The sequence below is a fragment of the Amycolatopsis sp. NPDC034160 genome (genome assembly GCF_055575355.1).
The window spans coordinates 84,376-105,182 of sequence record NZ_JBVISU010000029.1; the positions used below are offsets into that span (position 1 = coordinate 84,376).

Below are 20,807 nucleotides of genomic sequence, written 5' to 3' on the forward strand. Positions count from 1 at the left end.
GTCAAAGCTCCTTGGTGGACAGAACGGCGGGGAGATCGCGGACGGATTCGAGGACGTGGGTAGCACCGGCGGCATCCAGTTCCGGCTTCTTCGCCGATCCAGTGAGCACACCGGCGACGACCGAAGCGCCCGAGGAGAGGCCGGCCTGGATGTCCGAGGGTGTGTCGCCGACGACGGCGATCCGGCGGACGTCGCCGATTTCGAGCCGCAACGCGGCGGTGAGGACGAGGTCGGGGAACGGACGGCCACGCACGCCGTCTCCCGGCGCCAAGACGGCGTCGGCGAGGCCGTGCCAGCCCAGCGCGTCCAGGATCGCGTTCTGGGTGGCGGGCGCGAAGCCGGTGGTGAGGGCGACTTTCACGCCTCGGGCGCGCAACTCCTGGATCGTTTGCTCGGCACCGGGGATCGGCTCGCAGTGGCCGTCGGTGACGAGTTTCCCGTAGGCGTCTTGGAAAACGGTGTTCGCCCGCTGGGCGAGTTCCTCGTTCCCGTCGAGCAGGGCGCGGAAGACGACGATCTTGGACTGGCCCATGGTTTCGACGACGTAGCCGAGCATGCCCGGATAGCGACTGTCCTCTTCGGACACTCCGGCGGCGGCGATCGCCTCGGTGAAGGCGCGGATCACCAGGCCGTCGTCGGCGACGGTGGTCCCCGCCATGTCCAGGACGACGAGTTCGGTGTTCACCACGACAACTCCTCGGCGGTGTCTTCGGCGATGGCGGGGGAACAGGTCATGCCACGGCCACCGGGGCCGGTGACGAGCCAGGCGTTGTCCGCGACGCGGGCGCGGTGGACGATCCGGGCGGTGTCGACGGTCTGGGCGTAGACCCCGGCCCAGCGGCGGACGATGCGCGGGAGCGGGCGTCCGAGCAGCGACCCGGCGACTTCGGCCAAGTGGTCGTACGGGTCTTCGGTGGTGTCGAAGGAGAACGGCTCGTCGTACTCGTGGGTGTCACCGATGGTCAGCGAGCCGTCGAGGCGCTGGACCATGAGCAACTGCATGGCGTTGGCCGCGGCGATCTCGCCCTGCGGCTGGCGTGCGTCGAGATCGTCGAGTGCCTCGCCGCGGTACGCCGGGTAGTAGCGGAAGCTGTCCGCGTCGGCGACCGTGGTGGTGAGGATCTCGCCGAGCGGTTCGGTCTGGGCCATTTGCAGCCGTACGCGGCGGATCGGGGTCTGTCCGGCGAGCTCCTTGACGAGCCCGCCCGTCCAGGCGCCGGTGCACAGGACGACCACGTCGCCTTCGTGGGTTTCGCCGGTGTCATCGACGACACCCCGGGTGGTCAGGTCGCGGATCTCGCGGCCGGGCACCCAGGTGTAGCGGCCGGATTTCGCCAGTTCGGCGCGCAGCGCGGGCTGGGCGACGCGCGGTTCGACGGCGGCGTCGCGGTCGCACCAGAGCGCGCCGAGGAACTCGCCGCGCAGGGCCGGGTTCAGCCGTCGGGTCTCGGCGGCGTCGAGCAGGGTGAAGCCACGCTGCTCCGTGCTCGCCGCGGCGGCGCGCGCGACGGCGAGTTCGGCCTCCGTGCGGACGACGGTGAGCGAGCCGTTCGGCCGGAAGCCGATCCCGGGCACGCGTTCGCCGATGCGCTCCCACAGCACGCGCGCCCTGGCGGCGGTCTCCAGTTCGGGGCCGGTGGCGCGGCCGCCGACCCAGATCAGCCCGAAGTTGCGCACGGACGCGCCCCGGGCTTCGGGTTCGCGTTCGAGCTGGACGACGTCGTGGCCGCGTTCGACGGCCTGCCAGGCGTGCTGAGTGCCGAGCACTCCGCCGCCGATGATGAGGATTCGCACCCCGCAGACGCTCGCCTGCGCGCACCAACGCCTCGTGACCGTGGTCCTAACGCTAGGTGAAGGCCCACCGAAACTTGGATCAGACCTGTTATCTTTGCGTTACATTCCACCGCACTTCGTCCTCTGAATGCGGTCGTTGAAAGTGCAAGTATCGCGACTAGAGGACTAAATGCGTGAAGGTGCGTTACTCCACGCGGCCGAGGCGGGTCTCGAAGGACAGCCGGTCACCACGGAACAGCGACCGGACGCGTTCGAACGGGATGCCGTCCGGCCCCCATGAGGTGCGGTGCATCAGCAGCATCGGCAGTGCCGGATTCGTCCCGATCAACAGCGCTTCCCGAGGGGTGGCGAGCACGGTCTCGACTCGCTCCTCGGCGCCCTCGAAGACCACGCCGAGCCTTTCCCGTAAACACGAGTAGAGCGATTGTGTGGGATCGAACACATCCATGAGCGTCGGGAATCGCGCGGCGGTGAGATAGGTCGATTCCAGCCCGACCCGCTCATCGTCGGCCAGCAGTACCCGCTCGATGTGGATCACGTCGTCGTCGGGATCGATTTCCAGTTCCGAACCCAGCGAGGGACCGGCCTCCCGGCGTTCCAAAGAGATCAGATTCCGGCCCGGCTCGATGCCCTGCCTCCTGAGTCCTTCGGTGTAACTCACCAAAGCGAGCGGCTGCACGAGCTTGGGGCCCGCGACATAGGTGCCGCTCCCCTGCCGCCTGCTGAGCCGGCCTTCGAGCACGAGCTCACCGACGGCCTGGCGGACCGTCGCGCGGGAAACCTCGAAACGTTCGGACAGTTCCCTTTCGGTGGGCAGTACCGAGCCTTGCCCCAATTCGGAGATCACGTCGAGCAGTTCGACTTTGACCGCGTAATAGCGTGGAACGCGGCCGTGTTCGGGAATACCGTCCCGGACCGGGCCGTCGGCAGAAGGATGGACTCTTGGGGAACGTGTTCTCACTGTCCAGATCTTAGGCCGAGTTCACCTGGGCTGTACTGACCCGAACGAAGTGTTCATGCCACGCTCACACTCGTGGACGAACAGAACTCCCTCGCCCGGCGGCTCGGTACCCGCGACGCCGTGTTCATCGGTCTCGGCTCCATGATCGGGGCGGGGGTTTTCGTCGCTTTCGCCCCCGCCGCGCGGGCCGCGGGCGCCTGGCTCCCGGCCGGGCTGGCCCTCGCCGCCGTGGTCGCCTATTGCAACGCGACGTCCTCGGCGCGGTTGGCCGCGCTCTATCCGGCGTCCGGCGGCACCTACGTCTACGGACGCGAGCGGCTCGGCGAATTCTGGGGGCATCTGGCGGGCTGGGGGTTCGTGGTCGGCAAGACCGCCAGTTGCGCGGCGATGGCGCTGACCGTCGTCACCTACGCCGCTCCTGGGCTCGGCCAGCCGTGGCGGGGCCTGTTCGCGGTCGGCGTCGTGGCGGCGCTGACCGGGCTCAACTACCGCGGTGTCCAGCGCTCGGCGTTCGCGACCAGGCTGATCGTGACCCTCACGCTGACGATCCTGGCGCTGGCGGTGGCGGCGATGGTCTTCGGCGGCACCATGCGGGCGGGGACTCCCGGCCCGCCGGTCTCGCCCGGCATCGGCGGCGTCCTCGAAGCCGCCGGACTGCTGTTCTTCGCGTTCGCCGGCTACGCGCGGATCGCGACGCTGGGTGAGGAGGTCCGCGACCCGGCGCGCACCATCCCCCGCGCGGTGCCGATCGCGCTCGGCCTGGCGCTGGTCGTCTACGCCGTGCTCGCCTTCGTCCTGCTGTACCAGCTCGGGCCGGAGCTGCTGGGCCGCAGCCCGGACCCGATCGCGGAAGGGGTCGAGCGGTCGTCCTGGTCGTGGCTGCCCCCCGCCGTACGGGTGGGCGCGGTGCTCGCCGCGGTGGGTTCGCTGCTCGCGCTCGTGCTGGGCGTGTCCCGGACCACGCTGGCCATGGCGCGCGACGGGCATCTTCCCCGCTACCTGACCGCAGTCCACCCCCGCTTCGGCGTCCCGCACCGGGCCGAACTCACCGTCGGCGTCGTCGTCGCCCTGCTCGCGAGCACCGTCGACCTGCGCGGCGCGATCGGCTTCTCGTCGTTCGCGGTGCTGGCGTACTACGCCGTCGCGAACGCCAGCGCGTTCACTCTGCGGCCGGGCCCGCGGGTCATCGCCGTCGTGGGCCTGCTCGGCTGCGTGGTGCTCGCGTTCAGTCTTCCGGCGGTTTCGGTGCTCACCGGTTCCGGAGTACTGGCGTTAGGCGCTCTGGGCTACGCCATTCGTCGGCGCTTCACCTCGAACGTCCGTTAATCACCATCATCGGCCGAAAGATCCGAAGAAAGTCGGTTGTCCCGGCGTCTGTCCACCTGCTGTAGTCAGGTGGCCGCAGTCAGTCTCCCTGCCTCCACTGTGGACAGCCGGAAGGAATGAACCCTTGGACATCAAGCGTCGGTTCAGCCTGCTCAAAAAGACCCTGATCGCCGTCGCGGCGGCCGGAACCCTGGCGGGTCTCGCCACGGCTCCGCAAGCCGCGGCCGCGCAGCCGCCGTCCACCGACGTGGTCGGTGGAACCCGAGCCGCCCAGGGTGAATTCCCTTGGATGGTAAGGCTTTCCATGGGCTGCGGTGGTGCGCTCTACACCCCGCAGATCGTGCTGACCGCCGCGCACTGCGTGTCGCGGACCGGCGCCAACACGACCATCACCGCCACCCTCGGTGTCGTGGACCTGCAGAGCACCGCGGCCAAGAAGGTCAAGTCGACCTACGTGCACCGGTCGCCGACCTACCCCACCTCCACCGGCGGTGACTGGGCGCTGATCAAGCTCGCGAGCCCGGTCACCGGGATCCCGACGCTGCCGATCAACACCTCGGCGGCCAACAACAGCGGCACGTTCACCGTGGCCGGCTGGGGTGCCGCGACCGAAGGCGGTGCGCAGCAGCGCTACCTGCTCAAGGCCAACGTGCCGTTCGTCTCCGACGCGACTTGCAAGGCGCAGGGCGGCAGCTACTCCGGCCTGATCGCCAACGCCGAGATCTGCGCCGGAAACCTCAACTCCGGTGGCGTCGACACCTGCCAGGGTGACTCGGGCGGCCCGATGTTCCGCCGCGACAGCGCCGGCGCCTGGATCCAGGTCGGCATCACCAGCTGGGGCGACGGCTGCGCGCGGGCGCACGCTCCCGGCGTTTACACCGAGGTGAGCACCTTCGCGACCGCGATCAAGAACGCGGCCGCCGGGCTCTAGCCTCATCGCACGGCATGCCAGGAAAGGTCCTTTCCTTGCGAATTTCGCAAGGAAAGGACCTTTCCTGGCGTTCGGGGGGGGACTTCAGCGAGTCTTGTCCAAACGCGACAGTGCCTCCTCGTAACCCGAAACGAGCTCCGCCATCACGTCGGCGACCGGCCGCACCCGGTCCATCCGCCCGACGATCTGCCCCACCGGCATCGAGACCACCGTCGGATCCGCCGCGTGATGGATCCTGTTGTGCGCGTGGGAAACCAGCAGGTTCTGCAGCGGCATCGGCAGTGGCTCCGGCGCGTCGGGCGCGGCCCACGCCTCGGTCCACCGCGTCTTGAGCAGCCGCGCCGGTTTGCCGGTGTAGATCCGCGTCCGGACGGTGTCGGACGAACCCGCCGCGACCAAGGCCCGTTGCATGGCCTCGGATTCCCCCATGGTCTGCAGGTATTCCTCGGTAGCGAGCCAGAACGAGCCCATCCACACCCCGGACGCGCCCAGCGCGAGCGCCGCCGCGACCTGCCGTCCCGAGCCGATCCCGCCCGCGGCGAGCACCGGCACCCGGTCGCCGACGGCGTCGACGACCTCGGGCAGCAGGACCATCGACGCGATCTCGCCGGTGTGCCCGCCCGCCTCGTAACCTTGCGCCACAACGAGATCGACACCGTTCTCGACGTGCCGGACGGCGTGTTCGGCCTTGCCCGCCAAGGCCGCGACCGGCACGCCTTTCGCGTGGCACTGTTCGATGACGTCGACCGGCGGTGAACCCAACGCGTTGGCGATCAGCCGGATGGGGTGTTTCAGCGCGACCTCGACATGTGACCGGGCGACCGAATGCAGCCAGCCCAGTACGCCGGCGCGTTCGTCGGTGTCGTCCGGCAGCGGCGGGACGGCGAGGTCGCGCAGGGTCCGCTGCACGAAGTCGCGATGCCCCTGGGGGATGTGCTTCGCGAGATCGATCGACGTCCCTTCGGCCGGGATCTTGGCGGGCATGACGATGTCGACGCCGTACGGTTTGCCGCCGGTGTTCTCGTCCATCCAAGACAGGACAGCGTCGAGTTCGGCGGCGTCGTTGAACCGCACACAACCCAGCACGCCCAGCCCACCCGCCCGGCTGATCGCCGCGGCGACGTGTTCGGACGGGGTGAACCCGACGATCGGCAGGTCGATCCCGAGCCGGTCGCACAGAGACGTCCGCATGAAACTCCTTACTTGCTGGTGAGTGAACCCGCGTCCGCGATCGACGTCGGCAGGACGCTGACCGCCATTTGCCTCACCGATGCGGAGAGGGCGTCCTGCCACCGCGATAGCGGGGCCTACGGCCGGGCGGGTTCACTCATTTGGTCGCCTTTCCAGCTAACTCTTCAGCTCCGCCGACAGGCTGTTACGCCGGTTGGATGGTGATGGGCTCGTGCTCGCTGGCGTAGCGCTGTGCCCAGGGATAATCCGGCTTCCCGCTGGGTGACCGCCCGATCTCTTCGGCGAGCCAAAGGGTGCGCGGCACCTTGTACCCGGCGATCTCGGTCCGGACGTGCGCCTCGATCGCCGCGACGTCCAGGTCCTTGCCGGGCCTCGGCTGGATCACCGCGGCCACCCGCTGGCCGAGCCGGTCGTCGGGGATGCCGATGACGAGCGCGTCGAAGACGTCCGGATGCGACTTCAGGGCACCCTCGACTTCTTCCGGGTAGACCTTTTCGCCGCCGGTGTTCACGCACTGCGACCCCCGGCCGAGCAGGGTCACCGTGCCGTCTTCCTCGTAGCGCGCGTAGTCACCCGGAACGACGTACCGCTTGCCGTCGACCTCGATGAAGATCTTCTCGGTCTTCACGGGATCCTTGTAGTAGCCGAGGGGGACATGACCGCGGCGCGCGATCAACCCGATCGCTCCGGGCTTCGGATCGACGAGCCCGCCGTCGTCGTCCACCAGGATCGCGTCCTTGCCGAAGCTGACCCGGGGCCCGGCGGAATGGTCGGAGTCCTTGCTGACCATGCCGATGCCGGTGAACCCGCTTTCGGAGGATCCGATCGCGTCGGTGATCACGACGTTCGGGAGCATCGCCAGGAATTCCTGTTTCACCGACTGGGAGAACAGGGCGGCGTGGCTCGACACCGCGACGATCGACGACGCGTCGTAGTCGCCCTCGCGGTAAGCCTCGATCAGCGGCCGCGCCATCGCGTCGCCGACGATCGTGAGTACCTGAACCTTGTTGTCCTGCACGGCTTTCCAGATCTCGTGCGCGTCGAATCGCGGCACGAACACGACCGGGCTGCCGGTGAACAGCGCGCCGAACGCGGCCCACTGCGCGGCGCCGTGGATCAGCGGCGCGGCGGGCAACCGGACCAGGCTGCCCGCCTTGCCCTGTTCGGCGAGCGTCCATTCGTCCGGGACGTACTCGCCGGTGACGAAGTTGATGCCGCCGCCGAGCGCGCGCCAGATGTCCTCGTGGCGCCACAGGACGCCCTTGGGATATCCGGTGGTTCCGCCGGTGTAGAGGATGTAGATGTCGTCGGCGCTGCGCTCGGGGAAGTCACGCTCGGGTGAGCCTTCGGCGAGCGCGGCTTCGTAGTCCACACCGCCGTAGGACGAGTAATCGCCGTCGCTTCCGTCGTCGACAACGACAACGTGTTTCAGTTTGGGTGTTTCCGGCAGCACGGCGGCGACCTTGTCCGAGTAACCACGCTCGTGGACCAGCGCCACCAGATCGGCGTTGTCGAACAGGTACCGCAGTTCGCCGTGGACGTAGCGGTAGTTGACGTTGATCGCGATCGCGCGCAGCTTGTACGCGGCGATCATCGATTCCAAGGCCTCGATGGAGTTCCGGAAATAGACACCGATGTGGGATCCGGGTCCCACGCCGTGTGCGGCGAGATGGTGCGCCAGCCGGTTGGCGCGCTCTTCCAGTTCGGCGAAGGTGACCCGCCGATCGCCGCAGACGACCGCGATGCGCTCCGGCACGGCGTCGACGGCGTGCTCGAGTAGATCCGCGATGTTGAGTGCCACTCCCCCAAAGTAGAACATGTTATCGTTCTGGGCAATGGCCGCTCTTTTGACGGAGGCTCTGGTGGGCGAACCGCACGCGCTGGTGGAAAAGATCGAACACACCCTCGTGGTCACGATGAACCGGCCGGAGGCCCGCAACGCGCTCAGCGGCGAGATGCTCGCGATCATGGTCGAGGCGTGGAACCGCGTCGACACCGACGACGACATCCGGTGCTGCGTGCTCACCGGCGCGGGTGGCGCGTTCTGCGCGGGCGCGGATCTGAAGTCGATGTCGAAGAACTCGCCGTCCGACTCGTTCGAGAAGGGCACGTTCGACCCCAGCCGGATCGAAGGGCTGCTCAAAGGACGACGGCTGACGAAACCGTTGATCGCGGCCGTCGAGGGCCCGGCGATCGCGGGCGGCACGGAGATCCTGCAAGGTACGGACCTGCGCGTCGCGGGCGAGAGCGCGAAGTTCGGGGTGTCGGAAGCGCGGTGGAGCCTGTTCCCCATGGGTGGTTCGGCTGTCCGGCTCCCCCGCCAGATCCCGTACACCGTCGCCGCCGACCTGCTGCTGACCGGACGGCACATCACCGCGGAAGAAGCGCTGAGGATCGGCCTGATCGGGTACGTCGTCCCCGACGGCACGGCGCTGGACAAGGCGATGGAGCTGGCGAGGCTGATCTCCGCGAACGGGCCGCTCGCGGTCCGCGCGATCCTCAAGACCCTGCGCGACACCGAGGGCATGCACGAGGAAGACGCCTTCAAGCTCGACGCCCAGTACGGCATCGAGGTCTTCGCGAGCGAAGACGCGAAGGAAGGCCCCCGCGCCTTCGCCGAGAAGCGCAAGCCCGTCTTCCGGGGCCGCTGACCCCCACGCATTTAGTCCTCTAAATGCGGTAGTTCACCCTACGAACTACCGCATTTAGAGGACGAAACGCGGTAGTTGCGTGCGCAAGTACCGCGTTTAGAGGACGAAATGCGGTCAGGGGAGCGCGTGGCCGGCCCAGTACGGGTCGCGGAGTTTGCGCTTGTAGAGCTTCCCGTTCGGGTCACGCGGGAGTTCGGGCAGGTAGTCGACCGAACGCGGGAGCTTGAACTTGGCCAGCCGGGACGCCGCGTACTCGAGGATCTCGGCGGTCAGCTCCTCGGAGGGCTCGACACCGTCCGCGGGCTGGACGACGGCCTTGATCGCCTCGCCCCAGTCCTCGTGCGGGACACCGAACACCGCGACGTCGGCGATCTTCGGATGCATCACCAGCTCACCCTCGATCTCCGCCGGGTAGATGTTCACCCCACCCGAGATGATCAGATCCGCCTTGCGGTCGTGCAGGAACAGGTAGCCGTCCTCGTCGAGATGCCCGACGTCGCCGAGGGTGAACAGGTCACCGACCCGCGCCTTGGCCGTCTTGGCCCGGTCCTTGTGGTACTCGAACTTCGAATCGCCCATCTTCATGTAGACGGTGCCGGTCTCGCCGGCGGACAGCTCCTTGCCCTCGTCGTCGAGGATCTTGATCGTCGAACCCGGCCACGGCAGCCCCACCGAGCCGGGTTTCTCGAGCCACTCCTCCCCCGAGATCGCCGTGCCGCCGCCCTCGGTGGCCGCGTAGTACTCGGTGACGACCGGCCCCCACCAGTCGAGCATCCGGCGTTTGACCTCCAGCGGACAGGGCGCGGCGCCGTGGATCATCACGCGCAGCGAACTCAGGTCGTAGGCCGCGCGGACGTCGTCCGGCAGCGCGAGCAACCGCCGGAACTGCGTCGGGACCATATGGCTGTGCGTGACCCGGTGCCGCTCGATCAGCCGCAGCATCTCCTCGGCGTCCCAGCGGTCCATCAGCACCGCGGTATGGCCCAGCTGCAGCGAGATGGCGACGAAGTTGAGCACCGCCGTGTGATAGAGCGGCGACCCGCACAGGTGCACGTGCCCGTCGTGCGGCGCCAGCCCGAAGATCCCGAAGAACCACGTCGACGCCCCGGGGACTTCGTCGGGATCGGCGCCGCTCAGCGGCCGCCGGACGCCCTTGGGCCGTCCCGTGGTCCCCGACGTGTAGAGCATCGGCGAGCCGGCCGTGCGCCGCTCCGGCCGCCCGTCTCCCTCACCCGAACCGAGTTCCTCGATCCGCCGGAAGCCCGCGACGTCGCCGACCGCGAAGCGCGCCCGCTCCGGGATCCCGGCCTCGTCGGCGGCCGCGATCGCGACGTCGGCGAACCGTTCGTGCGCGAGGAACGCCTTGGCGCCGCTGTCGGAGAGGATGTAGGCGACCTCCGGCCCGACCAGATGCCAGTTGACCACCACGATGTACAACCCGGACTGGATGGCGGCGGAATAGGCCGCCACGAGTTCGTCTCCGTTGGGCTGGAGGACGACGACCACGTCCCCGGCCTCGAGCCCGAGGGCCTGCAGGCCCCGGGCGTACGCGTTCGCTTTCGCGGCGAGGTCCCCGTAGCCGATCGAGCGGCCGTCCGGATCGACGAGCGCGACCCGCTCCGGCTCCCGCGCGGCGATGTTCCAGACCCCAAGTGTCCCCGTGGCTGTCGGCATACGGGAAATCTAGAACGCGTTCCACTCAAGAGCAAGTGCCGAGAGCGCCCAGATAACCGAGCTTGCCGTAAAATCGAGAACGTGTTTCACTCAGAATGTGAGTGCACCGGAACTCCCGCTGTCGGCCCCGCTCAACGTGGGCTTCGACTACACTCGTTCGGTCGGGCCGATACTCGGCCGGTTCGTCAACTCCTTGCGCGAGCGCCGGGTCGAAGGCGTCCGCGGCAGCGACGGCCGCGTCCACGTGCCGCCACTGGAATACGACCCCGTCACCGCCGAGGCGCTGTCCGAGTTCGTGCCGGTCGCCGCCGAGGGCGAGATCGTGTCCTGGTCGTGGATCGCCGAACCGCTCGACGGCCAGCCGTTGTCACGGCCGTTCGCCTGGGCGCTGATCAAACTCGACGGCGCCGACACCTCGATCTTGCACGCGGTCGACGCGGGTGCGCCGTCGAATGTCCACACTGGACAGCGCGTGCGGATCCGCTGGGCGGACGAGCCGGTCGGCCACATCCGGGACATCGCCTACTTCGTCCCCGCCGACGGTCCCGACACCGATCCCACCGAGGCGCCTCCCCCGGTCGCGAAACGTGAGGAAGGCGCGCCGGTCAGCGTGGTGATCACGCCGATCCACCTGCGCTACCAGCATTCCGCGTCGCCGGAGGAGAGCCGGTACCTGCGTGGCCTCGCCGAAGGAAAGCTGATCGGCCAGCGCTGTCCGTCGTGCGACAAGGTCTACATCCCGCCGCGCGGCGCCTGCCCGACCGACGGCGTCCCGACCACCGACGAGGTCGAACTCCCCGACACCGGCATCGTCACCACGTTCTGCATCGTGAACGTGCCGTTCCTCGGTCAGCGGATCAAACCGCCCTATGTCGCGGCGTACATCCTGCTCGACGGCGCGGACATCGCGTTCCTGCACCTGGTCCTCGGCTGCGACGCCGCCGACGTCCGGATGGGCATGCGCGTGCGCGCCGCCTGGAAACCCCGCGGCGATTGGTGGACGTCGCTGGAGAACATCGGCCACTTCGAACCGACCGGCGAGCCGGACGCGCCCTACGAATCCTTCGCCCACCATCTGTGAGGACCGCTGTGCCAGATGTAGCAGTAGTGGGCTTCGCGCAGGCCCCCAACGTCCGTGACACCCCGGGCACCACCAATGGCGTGGAAATGCTGGTGCCGATCTTCGCCGAGGTCTTCAAGCGCACCGGTCTGTCCAAAGAGGACATAGGGTTCTGGTGCTCGGGGTCCTCGGACTACCTCGCGGGCCGCGCGTTCTCGTTCATCGCCGCGGTCGACGCCATCGGCGCCTTTCCGCCGATCCACGAGTCACACGTCGAGATGGATGCCGCCTGGGCGCTCTACGAGGCGTGGCTGAAGATCCGGATGGGCGAGGTCGAGACGGCGCTCGTCTACGGCTTCGGCAAATCTTCGGCGGGCCAGCTGCGGCGGGTGCTGGCGCTGCAGATGGACCCCTACGTCGTCGCGCCGCTGTGGCCGGACTCGGTGAGTGTCGCCGGGATCCAGGCCAGGCTGGGCCTCGAAGCGGGACTGTGGTCGGAAAAGGATCTCGCCGAGGTCGCGGCGCGCAGCCGTGCCGACGCCGCCAGGAATCCCGCCGCGCAGTTCTCCGGACCGGTCGAGGTCGCCGAACTCCTTGACACGCCCTACTTCGCGGATCCCTTGCGGGCACACGACATCGCCCCGGTCACCGACGGTGCCGCCGTCATCGTGCTCGCTTCGGCGGAGCGGGCGGCGGACCTCGTCGACAGCCCCGCGGTGATCACCGGGATCGAGCACCGAATCGACTCCCCCGCGCTCGGCGTGCGGGATCTCACCCGGTCACCGTCCACAGAGGCCGCGGGAAGGGCGCTCGACCTCGACGGCGTCGAAGTCGCCGAACTGCACGCGCCGTTCACGCATCAGGAGCTGATCCTGCGCGCCGCGCTGGGCCTGGACGAACGGGTGCGGATCAATCCTTCCGGCGGTGTGCTGACCGGCAATCCGATGTTCTCGGCGGGTTTGGCGCGGATCGGCGAGGCGGCGAACCGCATCCTCGACGGCAGCGCGCGCAAAACCCTCGCCCACGCGACCAGCGGCCCCGTCCTGCAGCAGAACCTGGTCGCGACCTTGGAGGTCCTCTCGTGAAGCACCTCGCGGCCGTACTGGGAACCGGCCAGACCCACCACAAGGCCAAGCGCACCGACGTGTCCATGCCCGGTCTGCTCCGGGAGGCGATCGACCGGGCGATGATCGACGCGCAGACCGGCTGGGACGACATCGACGCCGTCGTCCTCGGCAAGGCACCGGATCTGTTCGAGGGCGTGATGATGCCCGAACTGTTCCTCGCCGACGCGCTCGGCGCGACCGGGAAACCGTTGCTGCGCGTGCACACCGCGGGTTCGGTCGGCGGGTCGACCGCGCTCGTGGCGGCGTCGCTGGTGCAAGCCGGAGTGCACAAGCGCGTGCTGACGGTGGCCTTCGAGAAGCAGTCCGAGTCGAACGCGATGTGGGGCCTGTCGATCCTGCCGCCGTTCCAGATGCCGGTGGGCGCCGGGGCCGGCGGCTATTTCGCGCCGCACGTGCGGTCGTACATCCGGCGATCCGGCGCGCCCGACCACGTCGGTGCGATCGTCGCGGCCAAAGACCGGCGCAACGGGGCCCTGAACCCGTACGCCCACCTGCGGCAATCCGACATCACGGTCGAGTCGGTGCAGGCATCACAGATGCTGTGGGATCCGATCCGCTATGACGAAACGTGCCCGTCCTCGGACGGCGCCTGCGCGATGGTGCTCGGTGACGAGGCCGCCGGCGACGCCGTTCCCGGTGGCGCGGCGTGGATCCACGCGACCGCGATGCGCACCGAACCCACGACGTTCGCCGGCCGCGACCAGGTCAACCCGCAAGCAGGACGGGACGCCGCCGCCGCGTTGTGGAAGGCCGCCGGGATCACCGATCCACTGTCCGAAGTGGACACTGCGGAGATCTACGTGCCGTTTTCGTGGTTCGAGCCGATGTGGCTGGAGAACCTGGGCTTCACCGACGAGGGCGAGGGCTGGAAGCTCACCGAGGCGGGCGAGACCGCGCTCGGCGGGCGGCTGCCGGTCAATCCGTCGGGCGGCGTGCTGTCGTCGAACCCGATCGGCGCGTCGGGGATGCTCCGGTTCTCCGAAGCGGCCAAGCAGGTGATGGGGCGCGCCGGGGACTACCAGGTCGACGGCGCGCGCGTCGCGCTTGGGCACGCTTACGGCGGTGGATCGCAGTTCTTCTCGATGTGGGTGGTGGGGTCGACCAAGCCGGGTTCTTGAGCGACACACGCGCAGGGACTAGGTACGGCGGCGGGGCCGGAGGCGTTGCGCGGCCAGGGTCGCGACCACCCCGGTCACCGCGCCCACGAGGGCCGGCTTGAGACCGTGCCGATCGGGCGGCGCGACCACGGGCCGGACCACCACGGGCGGCGGCGGGCGGACCGGCTCCGGCGGCGCGTCGCGCGCGGTCGCGGTCCAGGCCGTGACGAACACCAGCATCCGGGCCACGAGTGAGATGAAGAAGATCAGACCGATGATCGAGCCGAACGCGACACCGGTCGGCGAGTTGCCGATCAACCGCAAGTAGATCCCACCGGCCAGTTTCAGCAGTTCGAAGCCCAGCGCCAGCGCGACCGCGCCGCGCATCGCGCTGCGCACCCCGACCGGTTTCCTCGGCAGCCGGGTGAGCACCCAGAGGAACACGAGCCAGTTGGCCAGCAACGCCAGCGGAATCGAGATCGCCGACAGCACGTTGTGCCCCCAGGCGGTGTCATCCACCCCCGCCAGGCCCAGCAGGTACCGGCCGAGCGCGGACCCGGAGATGGTGATCGCGAAGGAGACCAGCAGCGCGGTCGCGAGGCCTAGCAGGGCGAGGAGGTCCGCGGCGATCGTGCGCAACAGCGGGAGATCCGACCGGTTCTGTCCCCACAGCGCGGTGAGCGCGTCCCGCAGGGCGTTCATCCAGTTCCAGCCGGAATACAGTCCGACGATCAACCCGATGACACCGACGCTGGTGCGCTGTTCCACGAACCCGGTGAGCAGTTCCCCGGCCTTGTCACCGAGACCGCCGGGCAGGGTGCCGGTGATCGCGTTCAGCATCGTTTCGATGAGCTGCGGCTGGCTGGCCAGCACGAAGCCCGCCACCGACACCGCGACCATGAGGATGGGCACCAGCGAGAAGAGGCTGAAGTACGTGATCGACGCGACGTAGTGGTAACCGCCGTACTCGATGTACCTGTTCACCGCCCGCGCCACGTGGTCCAGCCAGCGGTAGCGGGCACGCAGCCGCTGCCATTTCGTCGGTGCTTGCTTCTCCCTCACACGGACTGTCTACCCCAGCGAGGTCACAGGTCGTGGGCAACACGCGATCAAGCGAGCGCGATCAGCTCCGAGCCGTCGTCTTCCGGCAGGGACGGGCCCGCGGTCGCCAGGACGGTGTTGCCGAGAAAGTCCAGCTCACAGCCGAGGGTGGAGAGGAACGCGGTGTCGGCGGCGTCGCGTCCGGTCGCGATCCGGCTCAGGCTCTGCCTCGGTGCGAGACCGGTGGCGTCGAACACGTACCAGCGGCCGTCGATCGCGGCCTCGAACACGGCGTGGAAGTCCATTGGGGACAGTCCGGGCGCGTAAACCGCCACGAACCGGGCCGGGATGTCGATCACCCGGCACAGCGAGATGCAGACGTGCGCGTAGTCGCGGCACACCCCTTCCCCGGCGAGGTAGGTGTCGACGGCGTCGTCGGTCGGCGAGCCGGAACCGACCACATAGGACAGGTGCTCGCCCACGTGCCGGACGATCGCGTCGACCTGAGTGCGTACGTCCGGAAGCCCACCGAAGCGGGACAGCGCGAGCCCGCCCAACCGGTCCGAGGGGCAGTACCGGCTGGGCCGCGTGTACCGGATGAGGTCTTCCATGCCGACGGGTTCGCCCTCGGCGGCGCCGAAGGCGCGCTCGGCCCGGTACCGCACGACGTGCTCACCGGGCGGCAGCTCGACGACCTGCGCCCGGGTCCCGTGTTCGAACGCCACCTGGCGCGGCGGCGCGGGATAGGCGAACTCTTCCTGTTCCGCCCCGCCGGCGAGCGCGACCACGAACGCGGCGGGGCCCGGCTTGGTGACCCGGAAGGACATTTCGACGTCGACCTGCACGTGGGGACCCATGGCGTCCATGGTGCCCTACGACGCCTCCGCCGACTCAGCCGTAGTGCACCTGGTAGTGCTTGATCCCGTTGAGCCAGCTCGACCGGAGCCTGTCGGGCGGAGCGGCTTCACTGATGTTCGGCATGACGTCGGCGATGGCGTTGAAGATCAGGTCGATCTCCAGCCGGGCGAGGTTCGCGCCGATGCAGTAGTGCGAGCCCGTGCCGCCGAAACCGACGTGCGGATTGTCCTCGCGGAGGATGTCGAACTTCTCCGGCTCGTCGAAGTGGTCCGGGTCGAAGTTCGCGGAGCTGTAGAACATCCCGACCCGGTCACCCTTGCGGATGCGCTGCCCGCCGAGCTCGGTGTCCCGGGTCGCGGTGCGCTGGAAGGCGACCACCGGGGTGGCCCAGCGGACGATCTCGTCCGGCGCGGTCTTCGGCCGTTCCTTCTTGTACAGCTCCCACTGGTCGGGGTGGTCGAGAAACGCCTTCATCCCGTGGGTGATCGCGTTGCGCGTCGTCTCGTTGCCCGCGACGGCGAGCAGGATGACGAAGAAGCCGAATTCGTCGGAGGCCAGTGATTCACCGTCGACGTCGGCCTGGATCAGTTTCGTGACGATGTCGTCCATCGGGCACTTGCGGCGTTCTTCGGCCATGTTCCAGGCGTAGCCGACGATCTCCGCGGACGCGGCGAGCGGTTCGACCTCGTACTCGGGATCGTCGTAGGCGACCATCTGGTTGGACCAGTCGAAGACCTTGAGGCGGTCTTCCTGCGGGATGCCGATCAGTTCGGCGATGGCCTGCAACGGAAGTTCGCACGCGACGTCGGTGACGAAGTCGCCGGCGCCCTTTTTCTTGGCCTCGCTGACGATCCGCTCCGCGCGGTCGCGCAGGGTGTCCTCGAGTTTCGCGATCGACCTCGGCGTGAAGCCCTTCGAGACGATCCGGCGCAGCTTCGTATGCTGCGGCGCGTCCATGTTGAGCAAAACGAGCCTGTTGGCTTCGAGACTGTCGTCGGTCATGTTCTCGTCGAAGCGGATGATCGCGGTCTTCTCCCGGGAGGAGAACAGCTCGCTGTCCCTCGACACCGCCTTGACGTCTTCCAGCCTGCTGACCACCCAGTAGCCGTCATCGCGGAAGCCCGCGGTGTTGTGCGGCTGCGGGTTCCACCAGACCGGTGCCGTGCGCCGGAGTTCGGCGAACTCCGCCAGAGGCAGTCTGGTGGCGTACAGATCCGGATCGGTGAAATCGAAACCGGCGGGGATCAGGGGAGCGGCCACGGGCTACCTCCTACGCGGTTCACCAATGAAACACGTTCTAGGCCCGATTGAAGCATACGGCGTTTACCAAGTGAAGAGTTTTCAGTGAAACCCGTTAACTTGGCCTAGCGCGATCATGGATGCCCAGCAGAACGCGGGAACGGCGACCAGTGATCGAAATTCCACCCACCCTGGGATGACTTGCTCAAATTAAGAACGTGTTCTACTTTTTTGATAGTGAACGGTGCTCTCCAGGAGGCGAACGTGGGTAGTCCGGTGATCGTCGAGGCGGTCCGCACCCCTGTCGGCAAACGCAGGGGCCAGTTGGCGGGGCTGCACGCCGCCGAGATCCTGGGCGCGGCGCAGCGCGCCCTGCTCGACCGCGCGGGACTGGATCCGGTGCTGGTCGAGCAGGCGATCGGCGGCGCCGTGACCCAGGCCGGCGAGCAGGCGGGCAACGTCACGCGGACGGCGTGGCTGCACGCCGGGCTCCCCGAGACGACGGGCGCGACCACCATCGACGCCCAATGCGGCTCGGCGCAGCAGGCGACACACCTGATCGCCGGGCTCATCGCGGCCGGGGCGATCGACGTCGGCGTCTCATGCGGCGTCGAAGCGATGAGCCGGGTACCGCTGGGCGCGAATCGCGGCGAGGGCATCGGCACGCCCCGGCCCCAGGCGTGGTCGATCGACATGCCGAACCAGTACGGCGCGGCCGAGCGGATCGCGCGGCGGCGTGGGATCACCCGCCACGACGTCGACCGGTTCGGCACCGCCTCCCAGACCAAGGCCGCCGCCGCGTGGGCGGCCGGGCACTTCGACCGCGAGGTCGTCGCGGTGAAGGCACCGGTGCTCGGTGAGGACGGCGCGCCGACCGGCGAGACCCGGCTGGTGAACCGCGACCAGGGCCTGCGCGAGACGACCGTCGAAGGCCTCGCCAAGCTCAAGCCCGTCCTCGAAGACGGCGTGCACACGGCCGGGACGTCGTCGCAGATCTCCGACGGCGCGGCCGCGCTCCTCCTGATGGACTCGGACCGGGCCAAGGCACTGGGCCTGAAGCCGCGGGCTCGCATCGTCTCCCAGGCACTGGTCGGCGCGGAGCCGTACTACCACCTCGACGGTCCCGTACAGGCGACCGAACGGGTACTGGCCAAGGCGGGGATGACGATCGGCGATCTCGACCTGTTCGAGGTCAACGAGGCCTTCGCTTCAGTGGTGTTGTCGTGGCAACGGGTGCACCGGGCGGGCGAGGACAAGGTCAACGTGAACGGTGGCGCGATCGCGCTCGGGCATCCCGTCGGCAGTACCGGCGCGCGGCTGCTGACCACGGCACTGCACGAACTGGAACGCCGGGACGCGAGCACCGCGCTGGTGACGATGTGCGCCGGTGGCGCGCTTTCCACCGGCACCATCATCGAGCGGATCTAGTTCAGCGCGACCTCGACCACCGCACCGTTGCCCGGCCTCGCGAGCCGTTTGCTCCCCTGACCCTCCTTCCAGAAGTCGAAAAAGATGGTGTCGCCCTCGACCCACGTCAGCACCGCCTCGGTGAGATCGAGACGGAAGACGTGGGCGGGCCCGTCGTCCTCCTGCAGCCGGGCGACCTCCGCCGGATCGGTGATCTCGACGGCGACGCCCGCCACCTTCGCGTCCGCGCCGCCCTCGTCGATCGCCGAGGCGGCGTGGATCGCGAACCGCCCGTCACGCTGAAGGTCCTTGGCCTTCACCGCGCCGATCAGCGAACCGATCAACAAGTCCTGGTCACGGAAATCGACCTCACTGCCACTCACCCGAGGCGAACCGTCCCGTCGGACTGTCGCCAGCACATGTGATTTCGCCGCGGTGAACCGCTCCTTGACCTTCCCCGCCAGCTCGGGTGCCTCTTCACTGAACTGTTGCCACGTAGCCATGCCGCGCAGCATCCCACCGAGGTCCGACAGTTTCGCGCGGTCAGGGTCGCGGCGCCCCCATCGGATTCGGCAGCGGGATGGCTCCGGCGTCGAAGACATGGCGGCTCAGCGGGACGGCGAGCCGCACGACGTCGGCGGCGCCGTCCTCGCCGAGCGCGGCGATCGGGCCGGTGGCGAGGCGGTCGGTCTCGTCCTCGATCCGTTGGCGCAGCGCGATTCCCGTCTCGGTGAGCCGCAAGTCGCCGTCGAGGATGCCGCGATCACGAAGCCGGGCGACACTCTCGTCCCAGTCTTCGTCGGTCCAACCGCGGTTGATCTGGATGACCTCGCGCGTCACCGCCCCGCTGCCGATGTGGGTCAGTGTCGTGTCGAGTCCGCGTAATCCGGCGGCGACGGCGGAAAGCACGTGACCGTCCCCGCGATGCTCGCGCAGCATCGTCGCCGCGAGCCAGACCCTCCCGGCCGGGGTGGCGGGCCGGGCGACCGAGGACCACGCGGCGGCCAGCGGCCTGGCCGCGTAATCGCAGCCGGTGACGGCCCGTTCGAGCAGAACGGCGAGTTCTTCGAGGGCCGCGTCGGCGGGCAAGATCCGGTTCAAGGCCGCCTCGACGGCGTCCATCCGGCTCCGCAGCACGACCGACGGCTCGGCGTACTTCCAGGCGTCGGGCAGGGATCGCGCGACCATCCGCGGCGCGAACCCGAACAGCATCGCCGTCGCGGGCGGTTCGCCCAGCGGCCCGAGTGGCGCGACCCGCCCGGCGAAATAGCCCATCCACCAGCTCGGCAGACCGACGGCCTTGGCCGCGGCCGCCGTTTCCGGAGCGAAGTAGACGACGGCGTGCAGCGGCTCGACCGCCTCCCAGAGGCGGCGCTGAAGTGACTTCACGGCCTCATCTTGGCCCTACCGAAAACCGGATGCGAACCTTTCGTGCGATGGTGTGTGATCACCGGCATGGCGATCGACTTGGAACGACCCGGGCTCGACGGACTGAACGAGGCCGTGGACGCGCTGCGGGACTGGCAATCCGAAGGGGCGGCTTGGCAGCTGCATCCCGGTGACCTCGGCTGGTTCTGGCGCGCGGGGGCGGAGGCGACGGCCGCGGCGGTCCGGATCTGGCGCCGTGAGGGGCGGATTCTCGCCGTCGGGCTCCTGGACGGAGCCGATCTCCTCCGGCTCACGACCGCGCCGGGCGTTCGCCGGGACGAGGAACTGGCGCGACGGCTGACCGAAGACGTGATCGCGCCGGAACGCGGTGTGCTGCCTGCGGGGAAGGTGGCCATCGAGTCACCGAAGGACGCGCTGCTCCAAGAACTTCTGCCCGAGCAGGGCTGGCGCCTCGACGAGCCGTGGACGCCGCTCCGCCTCGCTCTCACCGAGCCGGTGGAGGCACCGGGCCTGCGGATCGAGACCATCGGGCCGGACGAGTGCCACGTGTGGGCCGACGTGATGCGAGAAGCGTTCGACGGATCGAAGTTCACCCCTGAGAAGTGGCGCACGATGGCGGCCGGAGCGCCGTACGCCGATGCCCGGTTCCTGGTCGGGTACGACGACCATGGTGGCGCCGTCGCGGCTGTGGCCGTGTGGTCGGCAGGCCCGGGGAAGCCCGGGATACTCGAACCGATGGGCGTGCACCGGGACCATCGCGGGCACGGTCATGGCAGGGCGATCAGCGTCGCCGCGGCCGCCGCGCTCCAGGAACTGGGGGCGTCGAGCGCGGCCGTGTACACGCCGAGTTCCAACGTCGCCGCCGTCGCCACCTACAAGTCGGCGGGTTTCGAGCCGCTTCCCGAGGTCCGGGATCTCGCGCGAGACGTCTGATGAGGGGCACACGGCGAAGGCGGACTTCCCGACTGGAGGCTTCCGGTGACGGGTGGGCCGGGTTGGTCGTGAGTGGCGATTCGGGTTCTAACCCGAATCGCCACTCCCGACCACCTGTCCCGAAGCCC

At 68.7% G+C, this 20,807-nt stretch carries 19 protein-coding genes; 8 read left to right on the plus strand and 11 right to left on the minus strand.

The features are described 5' to 3' along the window. Position 1: 1 nt before the first annotated feature. The 3 genes from ACZ54P_RS36535 to ACZ54P_RS36545 form a co-directional block, all read right to left on the minus strand. The gene (locus ACZ54P_RS36535; protein ID WP_465466179.1) at positions 2-688 is read right to left on the minus strand and encodes a phosphonatase-like hydrolase; all 687 of its coding nucleotides are present in this window, start codon (positions 686-688) and stop codon (positions 2-4) included. Next, positions 682-1,794: a TIGR03364 family FAD-dependent oxidoreductase gene (locus tag ACZ54P_RS36540; protein ID WP_465466180.1), complete on the minus strand. Its 1,113-nt coding sequence runs from the start codon at positions 1,792-1,794 to the stop codon at positions 682-684. Before ACZ54P_RS36540 ends, ACZ54P_RS36535 begins: the two co-directional genes overlap by 7 nt. 184 nt (positions 1,795-1,978) lie before the next feature. Further along, entirely contained in the window at positions 1,979-2,755 is a 777-nt protein-coding gene (locus ACZ54P_RS36545) for a GntR family transcriptional regulator (protein ID WP_465466181.1), read from the minus strand. A gap of 72 nt (positions 2,756-2,827) precedes the next feature. Between ACZ54P_RS36545 and ACZ54P_RS36550 the strand changes: the two genes are divergently transcribed. Then, positions 2,828-4,081 carry an APC family permease gene (locus ACZ54P_RS36550; protein ID WP_465466182.1) on the plus strand — a complete coding sequence of 418 codons (1,254 nt, stop codon included), beginning with the start codon at positions 2,828-2,830 and terminating at the stop codon, positions 4,079-4,081. A 124-nt stretch (positions 4,082-4,205) separates the two neighbouring features. After that, positions 4,206-5,012 carry a S1 family peptidase gene (locus ACZ54P_RS36555; RefSeq protein WP_465466183.1) on the plus strand — a complete coding sequence of 269 codons (807 nt, stop codon included), beginning with the start codon at positions 4,206-4,208 and terminating at the stop codon, positions 5,010-5,012. A gap of 84 nt (positions 5,013-5,096) precedes the next feature. On the opposite strand, the gene ACZ54P_RS36560 is transcribed toward ACZ54P_RS36555, so the two are convergent. Both ACZ54P_RS36560 and ACZ54P_RS36565 read right to left on the minus strand, forming a co-directional pair. Continuing rightward, positions 5,097-6,203 (minus strand): NAD(P)H-dependent flavin oxidoreductase, encoded by a 1,107-nt coding sequence (locus ACZ54P_RS36560; protein WP_465466184.1) that lies wholly within the window; start codon positions 6,201-6,203, stop codon positions 5,097-5,099. 184 nt (positions 6,204-6,387) lie between these two features. Next, on the minus strand, positions 6,388-8,004 hold the full coding sequence (locus tag ACZ54P_RS36565) for an acyl-CoA synthetase (RefSeq protein ID WP_465466185.1): 1,617 nt from the start codon (positions 8,002-8,004) through the stop codon (positions 6,388-6,390). A 61-nt stretch (positions 8,005-8,065) separates the two neighbouring features. On the opposite strand from ACZ54P_RS36565, the gene ACZ54P_RS36570 reads away from it, so the two are divergent. After that, on the plus strand, positions 8,066-8,854 hold the full coding sequence (locus ACZ54P_RS36570) for a crotonase/enoyl-CoA hydratase family protein (protein WP_465466202.1): 789 nt from the start codon (positions 8,066-8,068) through the stop codon (positions 8,852-8,854). A gap of 114 nt (positions 8,855-8,968) precedes the next feature. Here ACZ54P_RS36570 and ACZ54P_RS36575 read toward each other — a convergent pair whose 3' ends face one another. Then, positions 8,969-10,528 (minus strand): acyl-CoA synthetase, encoded by a 1,560-nt coding sequence (locus tag ACZ54P_RS36575; protein ID WP_465466186.1) that lies wholly within the window; start codon positions 10,526-10,528, stop codon positions 8,969-8,971. A 97-nt stretch (positions 10,529-10,625) separates the two neighbouring features. Here ACZ54P_RS36575 and ACZ54P_RS36580 point away from each other — a divergent pair, with 97 nt between their 5' ends. The 3 genes from ACZ54P_RS36580 to ACZ54P_RS36590 are packed head-to-tail and all read left to right on the plus strand — an operon-like array spanning position 10,626 to position 13,833. Next, positions 10,626-11,609, plus strand: a complete 984-nt coding sequence (locus ACZ54P_RS36580; protein ID WP_465466187.1) for a Zn-ribbon domain-containing OB-fold protein — start codon at positions 10,626-10,628, stop codon at positions 11,607-11,609. Positions 11,610-11,617: 8 nt separating this feature from the next. Further along, positions 11,618-12,673: a thiolase domain-containing protein gene (locus ACZ54P_RS36585; protein ID WP_465466188.1), complete on the plus strand. Its 1,056-nt coding sequence runs from the start codon at positions 11,618-11,620 to the stop codon at positions 12,671-12,673. After that, positions 12,670-13,833, plus strand: coding sequence for a thiolase domain-containing protein (locus ACZ54P_RS36590; protein ID WP_465466189.1), 1,164 nt, complete (start codon positions 12,670-12,672; stop codon positions 13,831-13,833). Before ACZ54P_RS36585 ends, ACZ54P_RS36590 begins: the two co-directional genes overlap by 4 nt. Positions 13,834-13,851: 18 nt before the next feature. Here ACZ54P_RS36590 and ACZ54P_RS36595 read toward each other — a convergent pair whose 3' ends face one another. The 3 genes from ACZ54P_RS36595 to ACZ54P_RS36605 are packed head-to-tail and all read right to left on the minus strand — an operon-like array spanning position 13,852 to position 16,971. Then, the gene (locus ACZ54P_RS36595; protein ID WP_465466190.1) at positions 13,852-14,874 is read right to left on the minus strand and encodes a YhjD/YihY/BrkB family envelope integrity protein; all 1,023 of its coding nucleotides are present in this window, start codon (positions 14,872-14,874) and stop codon (positions 13,852-13,854) included. 47 nt (positions 14,875-14,921) lie between these two features. Further along, positions 14,922-15,710: a transglutaminase-like domain-containing protein gene (locus ACZ54P_RS36600; protein ID WP_465466191.1), complete on the minus strand. Its 789-nt coding sequence runs from the start codon at positions 15,708-15,710 to the stop codon at positions 14,922-14,924. 34 nt (positions 15,711-15,744) lie between these two features. Further along, complete coding sequence (locus ACZ54P_RS36605; protein WP_465466192.1) at positions 15,745-16,971, minus strand: cytochrome P450; 1,227 nt, start codon at positions 16,969-16,971, stop codon at positions 15,745-15,747. A gap of 243 nt (positions 16,972-17,214) precedes the next feature. Here ACZ54P_RS36605 and ACZ54P_RS36610 point away from each other — a divergent pair, with 243 nt between their 5' ends. Then, positions 17,215-18,378 (plus strand): steroid 3-ketoacyl-CoA thiolase, encoded by a 1,164-nt coding sequence (locus ACZ54P_RS36610; protein WP_465466193.1) that lies wholly within the window; start codon positions 17,215-17,217, stop codon positions 18,376-18,378. Here the strand turns inward: ACZ54P_RS36610 and ACZ54P_RS36615 are convergent. Both ACZ54P_RS36615 and ACZ54P_RS36620 read right to left on the minus strand, forming a co-directional pair. Further along, a complete protein-coding gene (locus ACZ54P_RS36615; RefSeq protein ID WP_465466194.1) occupies positions 18,375-18,860 on the minus strand; it encodes a pyridoxamine 5'-phosphate oxidase family protein in 486 nt (161 codons plus the stop codon). The genes ACZ54P_RS36610 and ACZ54P_RS36615 overlap by 4 nt on opposite strands. Before the next feature lie 40 nt (positions 18,861-18,900). After that, a complete protein-coding gene (locus ACZ54P_RS36620; protein WP_465466195.1) occupies positions 18,901-19,746 on the minus strand; it encodes an SCO6745 family protein in 846 nt (281 codons plus the stop codon). A gap of 66 nt (positions 19,747-19,812) precedes the next feature. Between ACZ54P_RS36620 and ACZ54P_RS36625 the strand changes: the two genes are divergently transcribed. Further along, on the plus strand, positions 19,813-20,679 hold the full coding sequence (locus ACZ54P_RS36625) for a GNAT family N-acetyltransferase (protein WP_465466196.1): 867 nt from the start codon (positions 19,813-19,815) through the stop codon (positions 20,677-20,679). Positions 20,680-20,807: the final 128 nt, after the last annotated feature.